We start from the raw sequence: 23,723 nt of genomic DNA on the forward strand, positions 1-23,723 counted from the left end.
AAATAATGTCTTATCCAAGACCTCCAACGGCCTCGATGGCCTAGTACTGGCCTCATCCTTGCGTATATAATATAAGACCTCTATATTACACTGGTACCCACAGTTAATTGTTCTGGACCATCTACCAGGGCATGGCCAAACTTACCAAATATTGCTGCCGCTATATGGCCTTCCCCACGGACGATAGCTATTTTAAACCCACCACCAAGTCCCGGATTTATCAAGGCAAGCTGGCTGTACGCATCTTTTACAGCATTGGAAATAGCTATCTTCTCCCGTGAATTTTCAGAAATAACCCCACGGGCAATTGCTGCAACTGTAGTGCTCTCCCTTAACTTAATAGGTAATTTCTCTGCACTGGCACCTGTCTGGGTGATAGCCCCCTTATAGCCATACCCCTTAATTTTCTCCAGCCAGTATTCTTCATATTCACGGCTCCTGGTCATAGCCAGATAAATTGCTGAACTCTCTGGTGTTATGGTCCTCTTTTCCATAGCCCTTTCATTTTCTTCATCTTTAAGATAACCAGATACTATATCATCTGCTGTTACAATCCCCACCAGTTTATGATCATCATTAAGTACAGGCAGACCACCGATATGATTATCAGAGAGATGGCGCGCTGCCTCCTGCACAGTCGTATCCAGGCTAATCGTAATTATATCTTCTGACATAAACCTAGTTATCGAAGCATTTAGTTCATGTTCAACTACCAGGTCACCATCACTTACCATCCCAATCACTTTACCATCTTCAACTACTATTAACCTTCCAATCTTATTTAGTGACATAAGTTTCTCAGCTTCAAATACTGTTGCCTCAGGATTTATTGTGATCGGATTATCTGACATGATATCCTTTACTAGCATGATTTATCCCCTTTCATTACTCTCAATTAAAACAACAGCCTGGGCAGCCATTCCCTCTTCCCTTCCAACAAACCCAAGCCCCTCAGTAGTTGTTGCCTTCATATTAATCCTCTTTTTATTGATCTGTAAAACCTCGGCATACTTACTAATTATTTTATTATAATACGGTGATATTTTCGGTTTTTCTGCCATAAGTACTAAATCAATATTTTCAATCCTATATTCTTCTTCCATAAGTAATTTATAGACCTCATCCAGTAATAATAAGCTATTGATATTCTTATAACGCTGATTACTATCTGGAAAATGTCTTCCTATATCACCTTTAGCCATAGCACCTAAAATAGCATCCATTAAGGCATGTGTCAGCACATCTGCATCTGAATGCCCCATCAAACCATATTGATAAGGAATATGTATCCCGGCTATTATCAACGGCCGGTCCTTTTTAAATCCATGAACATCAAAACCTAAACCTACTCTCACTTTATCTTCTCCTGTTCTCAAGTATACTTTCTGCTATAAACATATCTTCAGGGGTAGTTATCTTAATATTTTCCTCTGAGCCACTAATAATCTTAACCTGATATCCTAAGAACTCAACCAGTGCTGCATCATCTGTAACCTTTAGGTCACTAGCTACCTCCTGATGTGCCTTCATAATAAGTTCTCTGCTAAAGGCCTGGGGTGTCTGGATAGAAACCAATTCTCCTCTATCCAGGGTCTCAAGGACATAACCCTTCCCATCCACCCTTTTTATAGTATTTTTAGGTTTTACCCCCACGCTAACTGCATCATTTTCCTTAACAGTAAGTATAACCCTTTCTACAACAGAAACCGGCAAAATCGGTCGAGCACCATCATGAATTATAACATAATTAATTGCTGGTGAAAAGACCCTTAAACCAGCAAAAACCGATTCGCGCCTGGTCTCTCCCCCAGCAATTATTCTGATCTTTTTATTATTAAAATATTTGTTTATAACCTTTTCCCTGCAGTACTTTATTTCTTCCTGCCTGACAACAACAATTATCTCTTTAATCTGAGGATTGTCAGAAAACAGGGCAATAGTATGGGCAAGAACAGGACGATCAGCCAGACCTAAATACTGTTTATTAGTCTGGCTATTCATCCTTGAACCCTGACCTGCTGCAGGTATCACAACTCCTATAGACATTATTTTACCCCTTAATTAGATTAATCTGTTCCCTGGCTTTGGGTTTAGCAAAAATCATCCTACCTGCTGCTGTCTGTAATATACTGGTTACTAAGACAGAAATCTTTTTACCCATATAATTAACACCATCATCAACAACTATCATGGTACCATCATCAAGATAAGCAACACCTTGACCATCTTCTTTTCCCTCTTTAATCACCTTAACATCCATCTCTTCACCTGGTAGCACAATCGGTTTAACAGCATTTGCCAATTCATTAATATTAAGTACAAAAACACCCTGTAATTCAGCAACTTTATTGAGATTGTAGTCATTAGTTACTATCTTGGCATCCATGATTTGGGCCAATCTTACCAATTTACTATCTACTTCATTAATTTCATCAAAATCCTGTTCTATGATCTGAATGTTTATATTACTTTCCTTCTGCATCTGTTTTAAAATATCAAGCCCACGCCTACCACGGTTACGTTTTAGTACATCTGATGAATCAGCTATATGACGTAACTCTTCAAGTACAAATTCAGATACTATTAACGTTCCTTCTACAAAACCACTTTTACATATATCTGCTATCCTACCATCAATTATAACACTGGTATCAAGAATTTTACTACTAATCTCATCATCGTAAATATTATCCATTTTATTTTTGTTGCTCTTTTCAAACAGCTTGATAATCTCAATCTCTTTGTAAGTCAAGAGGCTGAATCCAAGGTATGCACAAACCAAATTTATTAATACCTGCAAATATTGCCCGATGCGATGACTTTTTAAAACAGGAAAAGAAATACTTATAAGTATACCTATTAATAGGCCTATAATAATTCCTGAAATACTAATCACTATTTTCTTCCATGATACCTCTTTTAATTTGTACTCAAAATTAATAATTAATTGCAATAATTTCTCCAATAAAAAAGAAACAACAAAAAAACCAAACAATAACCCGATAATAATGCCAATAAATTGTGTGCTTATAAACCAGCGGTCTATGTTCTCCCAGACAGGTTTTGGAAACTCAGTTGCCAGGTCTAAAACATCAACAAGCTCATATCCTATAATTGCACCAAATATAGCCAAGATGGACTTCATTATTTTTTTTAGCACTTTCCCACCTCCTTCCAAATATTATTACCAAAAATAGAATAATAATTCCTAAAATCATTAAAATAAGTAAATTATTCTTCTTCATCCATATATGGATTATCATTAAACACTTCACTAATTAATAAATCAACCTCTTCTTCATCCATATCCTTTGATAATACTAATTCACTAATTAATATCTGTCTGGAATTATTAAGCATCTTCTTTTCACCAGTAGAAAGCCCTTTTTCATGGTCCCTAATAGTTAAATTGCGGACAACTTCAGCTACTTCATATATATCCCCTGTTTTAAGTTTCTCCATATTTGCACGGAAACGTCGGTTCCAATTCTGGGACATTTTGCTTTTTTCACCCTTAAGTAGTCTCAAAACATCGTCAGCCTCTTCTTCATCTATAACCCTTCTAATACCTATTTCATCTACTTTTTCGACAGGTATCATGACCTTCATTTCACCAATAGGTAACTGCATAATAAAATATTTTTTTTCTTCACCTAGGATTTCTTTTGTTTCTAGTCCTATTATTGTACCAGCACCATGATTGGGATAGACTACTTTATCGCCTACCTTAAACAATTATATCATCTCCTCTATTACCTGAAACCATATTCTTCCTTAGAATAATTATAACACCTGTATTATCAACTGTCAATTTTAATAAAATCCCACTATATATGACGATCTAATAAGACTTGATCCCTTAAACGCCTTAATCCTTCTTTTATTGCCTGGGCACGCACTTCTCCTATACCATCGACATCATCAAGTTCATCTGGTGAAGCATTAATTATATCCTGCAAACTTGTAAATTGAGCAACCAAATTTTCTATAACAGGCATAGGCAGCCTAGGGATCTTCCTCAATAATCTGTATCCCCTGGGAGAGACTGAAAGGTCCATGGAATTAACAGAGCCACCGTGTCCTAAAGCCTTGCTTATAGTATTTAGGGATAACATCTCATCTGAAGACCAGTTTGTTAATTCCATTAATAGATCTTCAGGTTCAAACTCATCATCTTCTTCATTATCAGCCATATAATCCATAATTAATAAAATGCCTTCCTCTTTAACATTTACTATTAATTCCTGCAACTGCATCTTAATTAGTCTTCCTTCAATACCCAGTTCATTTATAAATTTTTTAATTTCTTTTTCAATTTTAAGTACCATTTCTGCCCGTTGTATCACAGTAACTACATCAGAAATAGTAACCAGGTCTTCAAACTCAAGAGCACTTAAATTTGTCAGGGCTTGATCAAGGACATTGCGATATTTTTCTAGTGTCTGGACTGCCTGGTTGGCCTTTGATAGGATCACTCTGATATCTTCCAGGATATGTTTGAGGTTATTCTTATAAAGGGTAATGATATTTCTCCTCTGTGAAATAGCAATTACTAGTTCTCCCGTCTGCTTGGCAACTCTTTCAGCAGTTCTATGCCTGGTACCTGTCTCAGAAGAGGGGATTGAGGGATCAGGTATTAACTGGGCATTAGCACAGAGAATCCGATCAGCATCACTATCTAAAACCATAGCTCCATCCATTTTAGCTAATTCATAAAGCCGTGCTGGGTTAAGTTCTGCATTAATATTAAACCCTCCATCGACTATACCTAGTACTTCTTCACTATCGCCTATTACTATAAGACCCCCAGTACCAGCCCGCAGCACATTTTCCAGGCCTTCCCTCAGTACTGTACCTGGTGCTATCATTTTTAAAATCTCAGCTAATTGATTTTCTCTGCTCATTCATCACCCCACCTTAGAGATATGTTGTAATAATTGATGTATATTTACTATTCCCACAATGTTTACTTCAGGGTCAAAATTAAGCCCTTTAAAATTACCCTGTGGAATAATAATCCTATTAAATCCCAGTTTTTTTGCTTCTTTAATACGCTGTTCTATCTGGCTGACTGCTCTGACCTCACCTGCTAATCCAACCTCACCTATAACAGCCAGTCCATCTGGTATAACCTGATCCTGATAACTAGAAATGATAGCTGATATAATCCCTAAATCCAGAGCCGGCTCATCTACCTTGAACCCGCCTGTAATATTAATATGGACATCTTTAGTCTGAAAGTTGAAACCGGCTTTTTTCTCCAGAACAGCCAGTAAAATAGATACCCTTTTATAATCAACACCAGTAGTTAAACGCTGTGGCGCAGAAAAAGTTGAAGAAGATACCAGAGACTGCACCTCGATCAATAATGGTCTGCTTCCTTCAATAACAGGTGCTATTACAGAACCAGATACCCCGTCAGGTCTCTCCTCCAAGAATAATTGGGAAGGATTTAGTACTTCTTCCATACCGGAACCCTTCATTTCAAAAACCCCAACCTCATTAGTTGAACCATACCTATTCTTAACCGCTCGTAAGATACGATAAGAGTAGTTGCGGTCACCTTCAAACTGGAGTACTGCATCAACCAGATGTTCCATAACTCTCGGCCCTGCCAGGTTGCCCTCTTTAGTAACATGCCCAATTAAAAAGATTGGTATATTTTTAGTCTTGGCTATTTTCATAAGCTGATTAGTAATCTCTTTAACCTGAGGAATACTACCAGGGGCACTATCCAGTTTTGGTTCATAGACCGTCTGAATAGAATCAATTATTACCAGGTCATAATTACCTTTATGTAGGGCTACACTTATCTGGTCAAACTCGGTTTCAGCCAGAATATATAAACTATTATTAATGGCCTTTAATCTCTCCGCCCTCAGTTTTATCTGGGTAGCTGATTCCTCACCTGAAACATATAAAACCTGGCCATTAGTTTTACTAAAAAGGGAAGCCGCCTGTAATATCAGGGTTGATTTCCCAATACCAGGGGCTCCTCCAAGTAAAACCAGAGACCCACTTACAATCCCGCCCCCCAGGACACGGTCTAATTCACCAATCCCGGAGGAAGAACGAGCACGCACTCCAGCTTCAATTTTTGTAATTGGACTGGGTTCAACCCTAAGCTGAACCTGTTTCCCACTGCCCTTATTAGCTCTCCTTTCAACAAACGAATTCCAGGTATCACAATTCGGACAACGTCCCATCCATTTGGAGCTCTTATAGCCGCATTCCTCACACGTATAATCAACCCTGTCTCTCGCCATACACCTATCCCCTATTATATACTAACTAATTTATTTTAATTATAACATTTTTGACAGGTTTTTACAAGAAACTTTAGTATGATTATTCATTAATAAAGGACATACTTCCTTGATCTTCATCAACCTTAATTACCTGGCCCTCCTTTACTTCTCCTTGAAGAATACGTTCTGATAAAGGATTTTCTATCAATTTCTGGATACTCCTTCTTAAGGGACGGGCCCCAAATTGGGCATCAAAACCATCCTCAGCCAGTAATTGTTTTGCTTTATCACTTACCTTGATTTCAATTTCCTTTTCACTCAATCTCTTTCTTAAATCATTCAGCATCAGGTCAACAATCTGATTGATATGGTCTTTATTTAAAGCATGGAAAACTATTATTTCATCAAGCCTGTTAAGGAATTCAGGTCTGAATGTCTTTTTTAGTTCAGAGATAACTTTATCTTTCATATCAGTATATTTACTTTCTTCATCTTCCTGTGCTTTAAAGCCAAGCCTTGATTCCTTTTCAATATAATTAGCACCGACGTTAGATGTCATAATGACTACTGTATTTTTAAAATCAACTTTACGGCCGTGTGTATCAGTTAAAAGACCGTCTTCAAGAATCTGGAGCAGGACATTAAATACATCTGGATGGGCTTTTTCAATCTCATCAAATAAGATAACCGAATAAGGGCGCCTTCTTACCGGTTCTGTTAACTGACCACCCTCTTCATGTCCCACATAACCTGGAGGAGAACCAACCAGACGTGAGACAGAGTGTTTTTCCATGTATTCAGACATATCAATCCTGATCATAGCATCTTCATCATCAAACATTGTTTCAGCCAGTGTACGGGCCAATTCTGTCTTGCCCACACCTGTTGGACCAAGAAAGATAAATGAACCAATAGGCCTTTTAGGGTCTTTGAGCCCTGCCCTGGCCCTCCTTACTGCTTGAGAAACTGCATTGATAGCCTCATCCTGGCCAATAACTCTCTTGTGAAGCTCCTCTTCCAATCTTAATAATTTTGCTGTTTCAGCCTCTTCTAACCTGGTAACTGGTATCCCTGTCCAACTGGAAACAATCTCTGCTATATCGTCTGGTGTTACAGTACTCTCTTTCCTTCCTTTATCCTGATGCCAGTTGGCTTTAATATCCTCTAATTCCTGTTGTAGTTCTTTTTCCTTATCCCTCAGTTTAGCAGCCTTTTCAAACTCCTGGTTTTTTACAGCAGCTTCCTTTTCCTTCTGTAAATCTTCCAGTTTCTGATTAAGCGCCTTCATCTCTGGTGGTCTTGTATTATTACTCAGCCTTACCTTTGAGGCAGCTTCATCAATTAAATCAATCGCTTTATCTGGTAAAAAACGGTCAGTTATATACCGATGTGACAGATTAACAGCTGCTTTAATTGTCTCATCAGTAATAACAACTTTATGGTGTGCTTCATAGGGATCCCGCAGTCCTTTTAAAATGCTAATTGTCTCTTCAATAGTGGTTTCTTCTACCAAAACTGATTGGAATCTTCTCTCCAGTGCTGCATCTTTTTCAATATATTTGCGGTATTCATCCAGGGTGGTAGCACCAATAGCCTGAAGTTCCCCTCTGGCCAGAGCAGGTTTTAAGATATTTGAAGCATCAATTGCCCCTTCTGCCGCACCAGCACCAACCAGGGTATGGAGTTCATCAATAAATAAAATAATTTCACCGTTTTTTATTATATCATTCATTACTGCCTTTAATCTCTTTTCAAACTCTCCCCTATATTTAGAACCAGCTACAATTGAACTTAAATCAAGGGAAACAACACGTTTATTTAATAAAATTTCCGGCACATTCTCAGAAATAATCCTGGAGGCTAAACCCTCAACAATTGCTGTTTTACCTACACCAGGTTCCCCTATCAAAACAGGATTATTCTTTGTCCGTCTACTAAGAACTTGTATTACCCGTTCTATCTCTTTATCACGACCAATAACAGGATCCAATTTGCCTTCCCTGGCCATATCAGTTAAATCACGACTGTACTCATCAAGGTTAGCAGTTTTTGAATTTTTATCTCCGGTATTTTGTTCTATATTGTTTTGACCCCCAAGTAACTCAATAACCTGTTTATGAATTGATGTAAGATCTCCATCAAGATCCTGTAGTATCCTAACTGCAACACCTTCCCCCTCACGAATCAAACCAAGCAAAATATGCTCAGTGCCAATATAATTATGACCCAAACGCCTGGCCTCATCCATAGATAAATTTAACACTTTTTTACTCCTGGGGGTAAGACTAACAGGGTTATTTATCTGCTGTTTACCTTCACCAATTATCTGTTTGATCTTCTCTATGACCTTCTCCTGAGTAACACCTGCATCAGCCAAGGCCTTTGCTGCTACACCCTGACCCTCTTTAACCAGTCCAAGCAGCATATGCTCTGTTCCTACATAATTATGTTTTAGAGCAACTGCTTCTTTCTCCGCAAGACTCAAAACCTTACGGGCCCTTTCAGTAAATCTACCAAACATATCTATCACTCCCTACATTTTTAATCTAGTCTGAATAAGTTCACTACGTTTTATATCCCTTTCCGAAATACTTAGTTCTTTACCATTTATTTTTTGAATATGGGCCGGTCTGGTTAAGACCATTAATTCACTTAAAACTTTTTTATCAACATTATCTATTATACCCATATCAATACCTAATTTTACATTTGAAATTAATTTCATTGCCTCATCACTGGAAATCTTATAAGCAAAATTTAAAATACCAAATGACCTTCTAATTCTATCAATCACCTCTGATTCTTTTTCCTGTAAGAGGTACTGACGGGCCTGTTTTTCTTGACCAATTATCTGTTTACTAACACTATTAAGATTATCAATTATATCCCTTTCAGAGTGGCCTAATGTCACCTGATTTGATATTTGATATATACTACCATTAGATTCACTACCTTCACCATATATACCCCTGACTGTTAAACCTAATTTTGAAACAGCCGTTAACATTTTCCCTATATTATTTGTCAGGCTTAAGGCCGGCAAATGAACCATAACAGAAGCTCTTAAACCAGTTCCAACATTAGTAGGACAACTGGATAAATAACCCCATTTCTCTGAAAAAGCAAAATCCAGTTTCCTTTCCAACAGGTCATCTAATTCACTGGCCAGTTCCCAGGTTTCGTCTAATTGTAACCCTGGTGTCAACACCTGGATCCTTATATGGTCTTCTTCATTTATCATAACACTTATTCTTTCATTATCATCAAGAAATACACCTTTTTCATATCCTTCCCTGGCATGCACAGGGCTAATTAAGTGTTTTTCAACAAGTAAATCCCTTTCTAATTCTGGCATATCAGCAAGGTTAATATAATGCAGTTTTAACTGTTTCTGGGAGGAAATGGCCTCGATTACCCGCTTACTAACAGATTGTTTCTCTTCTTTACTTGCCTGATTAGGATATGGCTCATCTTCAATATTCCTGGCCAGGCGTATTCTACTACTTAAAACAATTTCATTATCAGGACCCTCACCAGAAATCCAGTGTGTTACATTATTATTAATAATATCCTTTAATGACATCACTACTCACCCCCATCATTATCCTCTAATTCTTTTATCTTATCCCTTATTTCTGCTGCTTTTTCAAAATTTTCATTTTTGACAGCATCTTTCATCTCGTCCCTTAACTCTTTTATCTGACGTTTTTTCCTTAAATGACCTCCCTTTCTCTGGGGGACCTTTCCATTATGAACAGTTTCCCCATGTATGCGTTTTAACAAGGGGTTAAGCCTATCATTAAAAGTCTCATAACAATCTGCACAACCAAATAGACCATTTTGAGTAAAATCATAATAACTCAAACCACATGTTCCACATTTATCTCCCTGTTTTATACCAGTATTATATGAATTAATTTCTGGATTTAATATACCTGACAATAAATTCTGAAAAGAAAAAGGGTCATTTCCAGCAAAGGGAAGTTGCCCCGTCTCCCGGGCACATTCCTCACACAAAAAAACCTCATTTTTTTCACCATTAACAATTTTAGTCAAATGAACAGTAGCCTCTTTATTATTACACCGCTGACAAAGCATATTATTCCTCCTCACTTTCCATTTTTAGAATCACTTCAAGCATACCCCTGAACAGCCTTCCCCTGATATAATCCCTATGAGGCAGATTCACTCCTATTAATTTTTTATTAACAGCCGTCTCCATCAAAATTTTTTCACGAAAAGAGATTACTTCATTTTCAAACAACCTGAAAATCACTGCTTCAGCTTCCCGCTGTGATATTGGACCACCAAAACGGGAAATTATCTTTTTTATCTGTTCTTTTTCAGAGTCCATCTTCAGGCGAATTATCCGAACATAGCCCCCACCACCACGTTGACTCTCTACTACATAACCCCTTTCCACTGGAAATCTGGTCTGTAACACATAGTTTATCTGTGATGGGGCACAATTAAACTCATTAGCTAATTGGTTACGTTTAATTTCTACTTCACCCTGGTATTTTTTTATCAGGTTTCTTAAATACCTCTCTATTTGGTCTGATAAATTAGCCATAAGAAAAGCAACCTCCTGCGGATTTTGTCTTTGACTTTTTTTGACCTTCCTTATTAATATCATACTATATTTTCTATAAATTGCAACTACTAATAGTCCATAATCTACTTTAATTATAACCATTATCACTGTTCTCATTCATTTATCTTTGTTTTTGTCAAGATTACTCGTTAATATAATGAAATTGCATTATACTAAAAACTCACCCTTTCTAAGGGTGAGTTAACAATGTTTCAATAGTATATTTTGAACTCGGATTCCATAACAACCATTCAGTTAAACCAAGTTTTTCTACTGCCTTAATCTGTTCCTGTACATCTTTTAATGAATATTTATACCCTAATGAAAAATCCTGTAACCAGGGTCTAATAACCACATTACTATTATCTGATATTTTTTCCTGGGCATCAATAAGACTCTTATAGATTATTTGATAAGGCTCTCTATCTGGCACTGGAATCCCATAGCTTCCGGCTGAGTAATGAGAAGGATAGACCATCGGAGAAATTATTTGAACAATATTAGATAATTCCTTAAAATTTTGCCCAATACCTAAATCATCATTAACCGCTGTTGTTAAACCAAAAACATCAATTGAAACCGGGGTATTTAACAAGTCTAACTCATCCCTTACATATTGAGCAAAACTATTTATATACTGACTTTTGTTTTCTTTATCAACTACTGCCTGATATGGTTTTCTGGCTAAGGCAGGGTATCTAATATAATCAAATTGGATCTCATCAAAGCCAATTTCAACTGCTTCTCTGGCAAGAGCCAGGTTATAATCCCATATTTCTTTTTGGGAAGGGTCAACCCAGTTATCACTTTTAATAATTGTATTATCACTTTGCTCTAATTTAAGGGAAAGATCCTTTCTCTTATTTGCCAGCAGGGCATCTTTAAAAACAACTATCCGCCCTATTACATAAATACCCCTACTATGCAATTCATCAATTAAGGCCTTAATATTTTTAATCTTTCGACGGTTAGCACCAATTTCCTGGGCCAGAGGGACATTAGATTTGTAACTCAAATGACCTAACTGGTCTTTGATGTCAATTACCATAGTATTCAATACTGTCTTATCAACTAAATTAATTAAAGCTGAAATTTTCTCTGAACCTGCTACCCAGCCTGTTACATAGATACCTTTCACATAAAATTCAGGAAGATATAATTTTTTCTCATCAACAAGCTGATATACTTTGCTATTGTTAGCAGGGGGTCTGTCCAAATTATAATGTAATCTAAAATCAGCTAAAAGCTGTGTCGGATATAAAAGTAATATTAATAATATAATAACAAAAGTATTTATTAATTTTGTAATATTTTTGATAGTCATTTTTTATGTACTGGTATATATTCTACCAGATCATATACCTCCTTCAAAATATCTTATCAAAATAATGAATATGTAATACTATATTGATCCTTGTTTCCTATATAATAATTATAACACATATCAGCTAGTAATTATATAAATATAGTAAAGTAATAGTAGGTAAAAGCTACCATATTTGCTATCAGGTGAATTTTCTAGACATAAAAAAATGGCTCCCCGAGCAGGACTCGAACCTGCGACTCGATGGTTAACAGCCATCTGCTCTACCAACTGAGCTATCGGGGAACACATATTAGTAAACGATATATAAATATAAATAAAATCGGCAGCGACCCACTCTCCCACAAAGTCACCCTTGCAGTACCATAGGCGCTGGAGGACTTAACTGCTGTGTTCGAAATGGAAACAGGTGTTTCCCCTCCGCAATTGCCACCGAAAATTTTATCTGCTTTTTATAATACACCAAATATTATAGCATATCTATCTTAGTTGTCAATAGACTATTCTTTCAAAAATGCATACAGGAAAATAATTTTTAAAGTTAAGATTAAGCCCTCGCCCTATTAGTATTGGTCAGCTTAATGTGTTACCACACTTCCACCTCCAACCTATCAACCTGGTCATCTACCAGGGGGCTTACCTCTTGCGAGTGGGATACCTAATCTTGAGGCTGGTTTCACGCTTAGATGCTTTCAGCGTTTATCCATTCCACACTTAGCTACTCAGCTATGCTCCTGGCGGAACAACTGATACACCATCGGTGTGTCCATCCCGGTCCTCTCGTACTAGGGATAGCTCCTCTCAAGTATCCTTCGCCTGCGACGGATAGGGACCGAACTGTCTCACGACGTTCTGAACCCAGCTCGCGTACCGCTTTAATGGGCGAACAGCCCAACCCTTGGAACCTGCTTCAGCTCCAGGATGCGACGAGCCGACATCGAGGTGCCAAACCTCCCCGTCGATGTGAACTCTTGGGGGAGATAAGCCTGTTATCCCCGGGGTAACTTTTATCCGTTGAGCGACGGCTCTTCCATTCAATACCGCCGGATCACTAAGCCCTACTTTCGTACCTGTTTGACTTGTTGGTCTCACAGTTAAGCTCCCTTCTGCCTTTACACTCTTCGTGCGATTTCCATCCGCACTGAGGGAACCTTTGGGCGCCTCCGTTACTTTTTTGGAGGCGACCGCCCCAGTCAAACTGCCCACCTGACAATGTCCCATGACCAGTTTATGGCCTCTGGTTAGAATTCCGCTAAAGAAAGGGTGGTATCCCACTTGCGGCTCCTTTGATACTAGCGTACCAAGCTCTTAGCCTCCCACCTATCCTGTACATCCTTTAGCAAAACCCAATATCAGGCTACAGTAAAGCTCCACGGGGTCTTTCCGTCCTGTCGCAGGTAACCAGCATCTTTACTGGTACTACAATTTCGCCGAGTCCCTTGTTGAGACAGTGCCCAAGTCGTTACGCCATTCGTGCAGGTCGGAACTTACCCGACAAGGAATTTCGCTACCTTAGGACCGTTATAGTTACGGCCGCCGTTTACTGGGGCTTAGGTTCTATGCTTTGGTTTTCACCTAACACTTCCCCTTGACCTTCCAGCACCGGGCAGGCGTCAGCCCCTATACTTCGTCTTACGACTTAGCAGAGACCTGTGTTTTTGCTAAACAGTCGCTTGGGCCTCTTTGCTGTGCCCACTTTCGTGGTACCCCTTCTCCCTAAGTTACGGGGTCATTTTGCCGAGTTCCTTAACAAGGGTTCTCTCGCGCGCCTTAGAATTCTCATCCCGTCTACCTGTGTCGGTTTGCGGTACGGGCACTATTAATCTCACTAGTGGCTTTTCTTGACAGCTTGTTTGACAACTTCCCCTCTCTCGGGTCCAGATCACCTTCGATAGTTAAATAAAGGGATTTGCCTCTTTATTCCTACCTTGGGCTTCTGCACACACCTCCAGTCGTGTGCTTTGTCTTTCTTGCCGTGTCCCCACTTCATTCAAACGATTAATAGCGGCATTGGAATCTCTACCAATTATCCATCACCTACGCCTTTCGGCCTCGGCTTAGGTCCCGGCTTACCCTGAGCGGACGAGCCTTCCTCAGGAAACCTTAGACTTTCGGCGGAGGGGATTCTCACCCCTCTTTTCGCTACTCATACCGGCATTCTCTCTTGTATAGCGTCCACTGCTCCTTACGGTACAGCTTCTTCCACTATACAATGCTCCTCTACCATGTGTAAACTGTTCACGCAATCTACTGCTTTGCTAAATAGACTTTAGCCTGGAGTCATTTGGTCAAAAGTCTTGTTTTGAATTTCTTTTTGTTACTTTTGACTAAATGTAACTCTATATCTCTATCTTTAGTTAACAATAGACTCCGTGAACAATTTACACATCCACAGTTTCGGTGACAGACTTTAGCCCCGTTACATTTTCGGCGCAAGGACGCTCGACCAGTGAGCTATTACGCACTCTTTAAATGTATGGCTGCTTCTAAGCCAACATCCTGGTTGTCTTTGCGACCTCACTTCCTTTCCCACTTAGTCTGTACTTTGGGACCTTAACTGGTGGTCTGGGCTGTTTCCCTTTCGACTACGAAGCTTATCCCACGTAGTCTGACTCCCAAGGCTTATAAACTTAAGTGTTCGGAGTTTGAATGGATTCGGTAACCTTGTTGGGCCCCTAGTCCAATCAGTGCTCTACCGCCTAGTTTTATTCCTTGAGGCTAGCCCTAAAGCTATTTCGAGGAGAACCAGCTATCTCCAGGTTCGATTGGCCTTTCACCCCTACCCACAACTCATCCAATGATTTTTCAACATCACCTGGTTCGGGCCTCCACGGGTTCTCACTCCCGCTTCACCCTGGTCATGGGTAGATCACCTGGCTTCGGGTCTATTCCTTGTAACTTGCGCCCTATTCAGACTCGCTTTCGCTGCGGCTTCACCTTTCTGGCTTAACCTTACGCTACTAAGAATAACTCGCCGGTCCGTTCTACAAAAAGTACGCGGTCAGACTTTCTAATAGTCCTCCCACTGCTTGTAAGCTTACGGTTTCATATTCTATTTCACTCCCCTCACGGGGTTCTTTTCACCTTTCCCTCACGGTACTTGTTCACTATCGGTTACCTGGTAGTATTTAGCCTTGGAAAATGGTCTTCCCTTCTTCCCACAGGGTTCCTCGTGTCCCGTGGTACTCTGGATAATCTAAGGCGTCTCTCCTTTTCACCTACGAGGCTTTTACTCTCTCTGGCTGACCTTCCCAGGTCATTCGGCTAAAGATTCAACTGCCTTTGTGATTCTACAGTCTCACTCTTGATTATCCTAAACCCACATTTAACAACGGCTGTAGCCTTACATTAAATGTGTTTGGGCTCTTCCCCTTTCGCTCGCCGCTACTTAGGGAATCTCTTTTGATTTCTTTTCCTCGGGGTACTTAGATGTTTCACTTCCCCCGGTTCCCTTCATATAGCTACTTCTTTCACTATATGATGACGGCCCTCTCGACCGTCGGGTTTCCCCATTAGGATATCCGCGTATCTACGCTTCTTAGCAGCTACTCGCGGCTTCTCGCAGCTTGGCACGTCCGTCTTCGGCTCCAGGTACCTAGGTATCCACCGTAAGCCCTTATTAGCTTAATCTTTTTTCTTCTTAGAAAATTGTAGTACCTTCAACATTCCTTTCGGAATCTTTCTGGTACCTTCGTCTTTTCCTGTATGCAGTTTTCAAAGAACAGTTTAAGGAAACATTTTTAACGTTCCCTCAAAGTTGAACAACAAGCTTGACGCATTCTCCTTAGAAAGGAGGTGATCCAGCCGCACGTTCCCGTACGGCTACCTTGTTACGACTTCACCCCCCTTACCAGACACACCTTTGGCATTCGCAAATGACTTCTGGTGCATCTAACTCGGGTGGTGTGACGGGCGGTGTGTACAAGGCCCGGGAACGTATTCACCGCAGTATGCTGACCTGCGATTACTAGCGATTCCAACTTCATACAGGCGAGTTTCAGCCTGCAATCCGAACTGGGATCAGCTTTCTGAGATTTGCTCCACTTCACAGCTTCGCTCCCCTCTGTACTGACCATTGTAGCACGTGTGTAGCCCGAGGCATAAAGGGCATGAGGACTTGACGTCATCCCCACCTTCCTCCGGCTTTCACCGGCTGTCTCCTTAGAGTCCCCAACTTTACTTGCTGGTAACTAAGGATAAGGGTTGCGCTCGTTGCGGGACTTAACCCAACATCTCACGACACGAGCTGACGACAGCCATGCACCACCTGTCTCCGTGTAGTCAAAGACTAGACTCTACTTTCATAGATGGTCACGGGATGTCAAGCCTCGGTAAGGTTCTTCGCGTTGCATCGAATTAAACCACATGCTCCACCGCTTGTGCGGGCCCCCGTCAATTCCTTTGAGTTTCAGTCTTGCGACCGTAATCCCCAGGCGGGACACTTATCGCGTTAACTCCGGCACTGATGGATTCGAACCACCAACACCTAGTGTCCATCGTTTACGGCTGGGACTACCGGGGTATCTAATCCCGTTTGCTCCCCCAGCTTTCGTACCTCAGCGTCAGTTGCAGACCAGAGAGCCGCCTTCGCCACTGGTGTTCTTCCTAATATCTACGCATTCCACCGCTACACTAGGAATTCCGCTCTCCTCTTCTGCACTCAAGATAGGCAGTTTCAAATGCACCTTACCGGTTAAGCCGGTATATTTCACAGTTGACTTGCCTATCCGCCTGCGTACCCTTTACGCCCAGTAATTCCGGACAACGCTTGCTCTCTACGTATTACCGCGGCTGCTGGCACGTAGTTAGCCAGAGCTTCCTCCTTAAGTACCGTCAGGTCAATGCCATTTCCTGCATTGACGGTTCTTCCTTAAGGACAGAGCTTTACGACCCGAAGGCCTTCATCACTCACGCGGCGTTGCTCCGTCAGGCTTGCGCCCATTGCGGAAGATTCCCCACTGCTGCCTCCCGTAGGAGTCTGGGCCGTGTCTCAGTCCCAGTGTGGCTGATCGTCCTCTCAGACCAGCTACGGATCGTTGCCCTGGTGAGCTATTACCTCACCAGCTAGCTAATCCGACGCGGAGCCACCTCTCAGCGATGCCTAGGCACCTTTACTTAAGTGTAAATGCTTACTCTTAAGGCTATCTGGGATTAGTCCGGCTTTCGCCAGGTTATCCCTGACTGAGAGACAGGTTCTCCACGCGTTACTCACCCGTCCGCCACTACCCGGATCTTATCTTCATCCCGAAGGATTCTGTTAAGGCGGGTCGTTCGACTTGCATGTGTTAAGCACGCCGCCAGCGTTCGTCCTGAGCCAGGATCAAACTCTCCATTAAAAATTTTAATAGATTATTTGTGACTCTTTGAATACTTTTGAACTCTTTTGGATACTTGCCTTTTATTTAAAAAAGGCTCGCACTTGCGTCATTGCTTGTTGTTCAATTTTCAAGGAACATTAATTGTTTATCTCACTGACTTTTTATTATCTGTCAGCGAATTATATCTTATCACTTTTAACCTCACTTGTCAAGAAGTTTTATTTTATTTCAAAAATCATTTTCCAAGTGCTGTTAACAGCGACGTTTTACATCTTATCATCTCTGTCGATTACTGTCAAGTAGTTTTTTCATAAATAGTCTTTTATCATAATCTACTTATCAGTTCCAACTTTTTACCGCTTTTAGCGGCGACAAGATATATCTTAACATCTCTATCTCTTCCTGTCAAGGAAATTTTAAAATGACAGCGTTGTCTATCACCATCTTTTGTGACGACAAGATACATTCTAACATCATCTTGCCAGACTGTCAAGAACTTTTTTGGGGATAGCACAAAATAATTTAAAAGACACTAATTAGAAATTATCTTAATGTATAATTTCCTCTTCCTTGGACCATCAAATTCACAAAAATATATCCCCTGCCAGCGGCCTAATACAAGGGCTCCGTTTTCTATTATTATGGTTTCAGACGATCCTATCAAACTACCTTTTATATGGGCTGCCGAATTACCTTCTAGATGGAAATAATCATCGTCAAAGGGAACAATTTCATTTATCTCTTTAGTCATATCCTTTACCACATCTGGGTCCGCATTTTCATTTATTGTCACACCAGCAGTAGTATGGGGTACGTATATTACTACTATACCATCATTAACTTCATCTTTACTGACAATATCCCTGACTATAGTAGTTATATCGATAAACTCAACCTGGTTTTTTGTTCTTATTTTTACTTCTTCTATCAAAATAGTCTCCCCCTTTTTTATTCTTATTATTTATTTTCTCATTATTTATTATTAAATAAATTCAACAAATTTCCTGCATAAGTTATAAAAAAAGAAGATAAACATAAACAAAAAGCATCTATCTGCTTTAATTTTAACACAAATAGATGCTTTTTTTATTTAATTATTTATTTGAATACTTCTTTATTAATTATATTGGACATATCTTGACCTTTTAACCCAGCCAACAGGTTTTCAACTGCCATCTCAGCCATTTTAGTCCTCGTTTCAATACTGGCACTCGCTATGTGTGGTGCCAGTGTCACATTATCCAGTTCTGTTAGTCCAGAAGCAAGTTCAGGTTCCTCCTCATATACATCTAAACCGGCACCTGCTATTTCGCCATTTTTTAAGGCTTCCATCAAGGCTTTTTCATCAACAATTGGACCTCGCGCTGTATTGATTAAATAAGCAGTCTTTTTCATTAATTTTAATTCTTTTTCACCTATTAGGTGTTCTGTCTCTGGAATCAGTGGTACATGAAGACTCACAAAATCTGCTTCTTCTAAAAGGGTATCTATTTCCTTGTATTTTATACCCCATTTTTTTTCTTCTTCAGAGGTTCTTCTATAGGCATCATAATATATAACATTCATATTAAAGCCCCTGGCCCTTTTAGCAAAAGACTGTCCAATACGCCCCATACCAATTACACCTAGAGTCTTGCCATATATATCTCCACCAAGAAACATCATCGGCCCCCAGCCTTTATATTTACCGGCACGGGTAAAACGGTCTGCTTCTACCACCCTGCGGGCTGTTACCATTAATAATGTCCAGGCAAAATCAGCTGTTGTATCTGTTAAAACACCTGGTGTGTTTGATACTGGGATACCCCTCTCTGTACAAGCCTTAATATCAATATTATTATAGCCTACTGCATAATTAGCAATAACTTTAAGAGCTGGATTAACATCCAGTAAATCCTCATCAATAGTGTCAGTTAATAGACATAAGAGTCCATCAATACCCTTAACTGCCTCAGCTAATTCTTCTTTAGTTAAGACCCTATCATATGGATTCACTTCCATCTCACATTCAGCACTAATCATATCAAGGGCTTTCTGCGGCAACCTTCTTGTAACATAGACCTTTGGTTTACTCATCATTATTCCCTCCTAAATTTAAGGATTCTTTTTTGTTCTTGAATATTAACCACAATTATATTTGTTTATTTATTCTTTATATATGTTGTTTTAGTAAACGCCCTTAATTAACTTAGCATAATTAACTATATGCCAGCATCTTTCTACCACAAAAAATAAAATTCTTATGTTAAGAAAATAGATTTGGAATAAAAACTGAAATCTCAGGTATTAATATTAATAATATTAATACTAATACTAAACTAATAATATAAGGAATAAGGGCTTTACTTTGTTGTACTATTGATGTATTAGATATTTCAGAGGCAACAAACAAACACGCTCCTACTGGTGGAGTAACTAAACCAATTGCTAAAGCAACTACTGTAATTAAACCAAAATGGATTGGATCAACTCCTAAATTCTGGATAGCTGGAAACAAAACTGGAACTAAGAGAATAATATTTGCTGTTAAATCCATTAAAGTTCCTGCTACTATATAAAATATAGATACTAATACTAAAACCACTGTGCGATTCAAAGCCAATGTAGTAAGAAAGTTGGCAATTTGCACTGGAATTCTTTCACGCGTAATAATCCAACTAAAGAGGAAAGCAGCTACTAACATTAACATTACAACAGCAGTAGTATAAGCAGATTCTAGAATAATTCTAGGTAAATCTTTAATTTTAATTGTGCGATAGACAAACAAACTAATAATGAGAGAATATATCACTGCAATAACTGCCGCTTCTGTCGGTGTAAATACACCTGAAAAAATACCGCCTACAATTATCAAGGGCATAATAAGAGCTAAAATACTTTCCTTGAAATTAACTAATATATTTTTTATACTTAACGACTTTCCTGAAGGATACCCACGTTTTTTAGATATTACATAACTAGCTATCATCATAATAACCCCAACAAGAATCCCAGGAATTAAACCACCCATAAACATCTTTCCAACTGAAACACCAGTTACAACTCCATATACAACCATTGGAATACTAGGAGGAATAATAACACCGATAACAGAAGAAGCTGCTGTGACAGCCCCAGAAAAATCAGCATCATATTCACGCTCAACCATAGGAGGAATAAGTACAGAACCCACAGCAGAAGTATCTGCTACAGCAGCTCCTGTAATACCTGCAAAGAACATGCTAGTAACTATATTCACCTGAGCCAAACCTCCTGTTATAAATCCTACTAATGAATCCGCAAAATTAATAAGCTTTTTAGAAATCTCGCCATCTTTCATTATATTACCCGCTAATATAAAGAATGGTATTGCAAGCAATAAAAAAGAATCAGCAGCAGTAACCATACGCTGTATAACTACATTTAATGGAAAACCTCCAAAATATAAAGCAACACATGATGAAATTGCTAAACTAAATGCTATTGGTACATTAAGAAAAATTAATATTACAAAACTTACAAATAAAGGAAGTGTCATTATTAACTCCTTTCTTCAATACAAATAGATTCATTTCAGATCAATTAACTTTATCATTTGTTTTAATTTCCTTATATGTTGTCTCAAAAGAAATTCGCTCAGGATTAATCCAACCTAATAAAATTTCTCCTATTACAAGGATTGAAAACACAGGAAAAGAAGCATAAATATATTTCATTGATAATCCTAATGAAGGAGAAGTTTGACAAAATGTCATATCCAGGAAATCAGGTGTTATCTTTAAAACAAATAACAAAAATACTAAAATAATCAATTCGCCTACACGCAAAATAACTTTTTGAACTGATTCTGACAATGCAATCACTAAAACATCTAACCCCAAATGTCCTCTCTTTTTAAAGACAAACCAGGCAGCAAGAAATGTAATCCAAACAAATAAATAACGTGATAATTCTGAAGCCCAAGTAATTGGATTGTTCAATACATATCGATAGAACACCTTAACAAAAGTCATTACTACTAAAAAACTCATCAATAAAATAATTAATCCTTCAAAAAAACTACTAATCCATCCCCAAAATGTTTCTAATACCCAAATAATAGGATGCTTTTCTTTTAATAATTCGTTAGATTTTTTAAGCATATAAACACCCCCTAATTTCATCTTAAAAAAGAACAAATAATTACTACCACTTGATAAATTATTTTTAAATATCAAGTGGTAGTTTTATTTACTAACTAGAGAATAATCACAAATCAGAAATCAATTGCTTTCTTACCACCTGCTGTAACAATTCTGTTAATTAATTCCTCACCGAATTTATCTGCATATTTCTTATATACAGGTTCTACTGCTTGCTGAAATGGTGCTTTATCAACAGTTAAAACCTTCATTCCTTTTTCTTCAAGTAATTTTTTCTGACTAACTTCAATTTCTATACTCTTACTACGTTGATAAACAGTTACCTCTTTAATCGTATTTATTAATATTTTTCGTAAATCTTCAGGTAATTTATTTAAACTTACTTGACTGACAAGAACTACATGAGGACTGTAAAGGTGTCCTGTCTCCATAGTATAACCTTGAACTTCAAATAGATTGTTGGTATAAATTACAGTAATTGGGTTCTCCTGAGCATCAATTACCCCCTGGTTTAAACTAGTATATACTTCGCCCCATACCATAGGGATTGGACTAGCCCCCATCTCTTTAAAAGCATTCATATGAACCTTGTTTTCCATAGTACGTATCTTTAAACCTTCTAAATCTTCTGGTTTATTAATAGCCTTATTAGCTGTCAAATGTCGCCACCCATTTTCCCAGAATGCTGCTCCATAAATACCTTTTTCTGAAAACTTATCTAGTAATTCTTCCCCAATTGGTCCATCTAAGACACCATAGGCATGAATATTATTTTTAAATAGAAAAGGTAAATCTACTACCCCGATTTCTGGCACAAACCCTCCTAAAGGCCCAGTAGACACTGATGTGATATCTATAGTACCCATCTGCAACCCTTCAACCATTTCTCTTTCTTCACCTAATTGTCGGTTAGGATATATCAATCTTCAGCCGACCATCTGAACGTTCTTCTACTAGCTCTTTTACCCTTAGAGCCCCAAAATGTGTTGGATGACTACTCATAACTCCATGACCAAAAGATAAAGTATATATTTCTGCAGCATATCCAACACTAGCAAAAGCAAAAATTAATAAACCCAATATTATTAACAAATTGAATTTTCTCATTTTTTACCACACCTTTTTTTAGATTTTAGTTAATCCAAAATTGACTAAGACAATACTACTTTATGTGTTATACTTTAATACCCTTAATATCACCTCCAAGACTTAGTAACAATAGTATCTGAGTTTCTATTTACAATCAATTAAAAATGGAAATTTTTTAAATATTATATATAATCGATTATGATTCACTACTGATATCCAATTACAAATCCCCAATTTCTATTAACATTTCTTTAACCTCATTAAAATGCTTTTTTACCATTAAAACAGCTTTTTCTACATCCTTATCTTTAATCACAGAATAAATTTCTTGATGGCGTGAAACTTGATCAATAAAGTCAAATTTATGGTTATCTTTTAAAAACTTAAGCCCTAGCCAAGTCCAATATTCAACTCCCAAATTATTCCAAACTTTAACTAAAATAATATTATCCGAAAACTCAATTATACTATTATGAAATCTACCGTCAAGTTCAGTTTGTTTTACATAATCATTTTTTTGAGATGTTTTAGCCATTTTATCAATTAATGATTTTAAATACGCTATCTCTTTTTCGGTTATGCGTTGAAGAGCTCGCCTTACTGCAAGTGTCTCTAGATTAATCCTTACATCATATAAATCCAATAATTCTTTAGCCGTTACTTGTTTTACATGACTTCCTTTGTATGGTTCACTCTCAATAAAACCCATCATTTTTAAATCACGAATAGCTTCACGGACAGGTGCTTGACTAACTTGCAATTCTTTTGCAATTTTAGTCTCGGTTATTTTATCTCCCGGCAAATATTTTTGTTGATTTAAAATACTATCCAATAAATAGTTTTTAACCCTTTCACTTAATGTCTTATGGTCTTTTTTAATACCAGGTAATTCCATAAAAAGCCTCCTAAATTTAAACCGATTATATATTGTTTTTTTCTAAATTATATCTTAACAAACTTATTATGTCAAACAATACACAGCTTAAGGCTTTTAAAAAACTACCCAGTTTATTATTTACATCAACTTTT

The 23,723-nt window shown here is 38.2% G+C and carries 20 protein-coding genes, 1 tRNA gene and 3 rRNA genes; all 24 read right to left on the reverse strand.

Annotation, left to right across the window (positions count from 1 at the left end; genetic code table 11):
• Positions 1–80: 80 nt before the first annotated feature.
• Positions 81–869 (reverse strand): HutP family protein, encoded by a 789-nt coding sequence (locus GM661_RS15830; protein WP_205739294.1) that lies wholly within the window; start codon positions 867–869, stop codon positions 81–83.
• 3 nt (positions 870–872) lie between these two features.
• Positions 873–1,355 carry a 2-C-methyl-D-erythritol 2,4-cyclodiphosphate synthase gene (ispF, locus tag GM661_RS15835; protein ID WP_125991762.1) on the reverse strand — a complete coding sequence of 161 codons (483 nt, stop codon included), beginning with the start codon at positions 1,353–1,355 and terminating at the stop codon, positions 873–875.
• A gap of 1 nt (position 1,356) precedes the next feature.
• Positions 1,357–2,046, reverse strand: coding sequence for a 2-C-methyl-D-erythritol 4-phosphate cytidylyltransferase (ispD, locus tag GM661_RS15840; protein ID WP_230867688.1), 690 nt, complete (start codon positions 2,044–2,046; stop codon positions 1,357–1,359).
• 4 nt (positions 2,047–2,050) lie between these two features.
• Positions 2,051–3,160, reverse strand: coding sequence for a PIN/TRAM domain-containing protein (locus tag GM661_RS15845; RefSeq protein WP_230867689.1), 1,110 nt, complete (start codon positions 3,158–3,160; stop codon positions 2,051–2,053).
• Between the two features lie 71 nt (positions 3,161–3,231).
• Positions 3,232–3,735 (reverse strand): CarD family transcriptional regulator, encoded by a 504-nt coding sequence (locus tag GM661_RS15850; protein WP_125991768.1) that lies wholly within the window; start codon positions 3,733–3,735, stop codon positions 3,232–3,234.
• A gap of 92 nt (positions 3,736–3,827) precedes the next feature.
• Entirely contained in the window at positions 3,828–4,904 is a 1,077-nt protein-coding gene (gene disA / locus GM661_RS15855) for a DNA integrity scanning diadenylate cyclase DisA (RefSeq protein WP_125991770.1), read from the reverse strand.
• Between the two features lie 3 nt (positions 4,905–4,907).
• Positions 4,908–6,266 (reverse strand): DNA repair protein RadA, encoded by a 1,359-nt coding sequence (radA, locus tag GM661_RS15860; protein WP_230867690.1) that lies wholly within the window; start codon positions 6,264–6,266, stop codon positions 4,908–4,910.
• An 82-nt stretch (positions 6,267–6,348) separates the two neighbouring features.
• Positions 6,349–8,769: an ATP-dependent Clp protease ATP-binding subunit gene (locus GM661_RS15865; protein WP_230867691.1), complete on the reverse strand. Its 2,421-nt coding sequence runs from the start codon at positions 8,767–8,769 to the stop codon at positions 6,349–6,351.
• 12 nt (positions 8,770–8,781) lie between these two features.
• Positions 8,782–9,831 (reverse strand): protein arginine kinase, encoded by a 1,050-nt coding sequence (locus tag GM661_RS15870; protein WP_125992402.1) that lies wholly within the window; start codon positions 9,829–9,831, stop codon positions 8,782–8,784.
• 2 nt (positions 9,832–9,833) lie between these two features.
• Entirely contained in the window at positions 9,834–10,346 is a 513-nt protein-coding gene (locus GM661_RS15875) for a UvrB/UvrC motif-containing protein (RefSeq protein ID WP_230867692.1), read from the reverse strand.
• 1 nt (position 10,347) lies between these two features.
• Entirely contained in the window at positions 10,348–10,821 is a 474-nt protein-coding gene (locus GM661_RS15880) for a CtsR family transcriptional regulator (RefSeq protein WP_125991778.1), read from the reverse strand.
• A gap of 211 nt (positions 10,822–11,032) precedes the next feature.
• Positions 11,033–12,058 (reverse strand): putative glycoside hydrolase, encoded by a 1,026-nt coding sequence (locus GM661_RS15885; protein ID WP_230867693.1) that lies wholly within the window; start codon positions 12,056–12,058, stop codon positions 11,033–11,035.
• A gap of 317 nt (positions 12,059–12,375) precedes the next feature.
• Positions 12,376–12,451: transfer RNA gene (locus tag GM661_RS15890), tRNA-Asn, on the reverse strand.
• Between the two features lie 35 nt (positions 12,452–12,486).
• Positions 12,487–12,603: ribosomal RNA gene (rrf, locus tag GM661_RS15895) — 5S ribosomal RNA — on the reverse strand.
• A gap of 106 nt (positions 12,604–12,709) precedes the next feature.
• A 23S ribosomal RNA gene (locus GM661_RS15900) occupies positions 12,710–15,796 on the reverse strand.
• Between the two features lie 158 nt (positions 15,797–15,954).
• A 16S ribosomal RNA gene (locus GM661_RS15905) occupies positions 15,955–17,502 on the reverse strand.
• The 16S, 23S and 5S rRNA genes sit together here with 1 tRNA gene alongside, the layout of an rRNA operon.
• 307 nt (positions 17,503–17,809) lie before the next feature.
• Positions 17,810–17,950, reverse strand: coding sequence for a hypothetical protein (locus tag GM661_RS15910; protein WP_230867694.1), 141 nt, complete (start codon positions 17,948–17,950; stop codon positions 17,810–17,812).
• A gap of 66 nt (positions 17,951–18,016) precedes the next feature.
• Entirely contained in the window at positions 18,017–18,415 is a 399-nt protein-coding gene (locus GM661_RS15915) for a secondary thiamine-phosphate synthase enzyme YjbQ (RefSeq protein ID WP_230867695.1), read from the reverse strand.
• Between the two features lie 167 nt (positions 18,416–18,582).
• A complete protein-coding gene (locus GM661_RS15920) occupies positions 18,583–19,560 on the reverse strand; it encodes a 2-hydroxyacid dehydrogenase (RefSeq protein ID WP_230867696.1) in 978 nt (325 codons plus the stop codon).
• 169 nt (positions 19,561–19,729) lie between these two features.
• Positions 19,730–21,001, reverse strand: coding sequence for a TRAP transporter large permease (locus GM661_RS15925; RefSeq protein ID WP_230867697.1), 1,272 nt, complete (start codon positions 20,999–21,001; stop codon positions 19,730–19,732).
• Positions 21,002–21,041: 40 nt separating this feature from the next.
• Positions 21,042–21,605: a TRAP transporter small permease gene (locus tag GM661_RS15930; RefSeq protein ID WP_230867698.1), complete on the reverse strand. Its 564-nt coding sequence runs from the start codon at positions 21,603–21,605 to the stop codon at positions 21,042–21,044.
• A gap of 113 nt (positions 21,606–21,718) precedes the next feature.
• A complete protein-coding gene (locus GM661_RS15935; RefSeq protein WP_230867699.1) occupies positions 21,719–22,528 on the reverse strand; it encodes a DctP family TRAP transporter solute-binding subunit in 810 nt (269 codons plus the stop codon).
• Positions 22,515–22,712: a hypothetical protein gene (locus GM661_RS15940; protein WP_230867700.1), complete on the reverse strand. Its 198-nt coding sequence runs from the start codon at positions 22,710–22,712 to the stop codon at positions 22,515–22,517. The genes GM661_RS15935 and GM661_RS15940 overlap by 14 nt, the downstream gene beginning before the upstream one ends.
• Positions 22,713–22,914: 202 nt before the next feature.
• Positions 22,915–23,589, reverse strand: coding sequence for a GntR family transcriptional regulator (locus GM661_RS15945; protein ID WP_230867701.1), 675 nt, complete (start codon positions 23,587–23,589; stop codon positions 22,915–22,917).
• Positions 23,590–23,723: the final 134 nt, after the last annotated feature.

The sequence above is a fragment of the Iocasia fonsfrigidae genome (assembly GCF_017751145.1).
In the GTDB taxonomy this organism is placed as follows: domain Bacteria; phylum Bacillota; class Halanaerobiia; order Halanaerobiales; family DTU029; genus Iocasia; species Iocasia fonsfrigidae.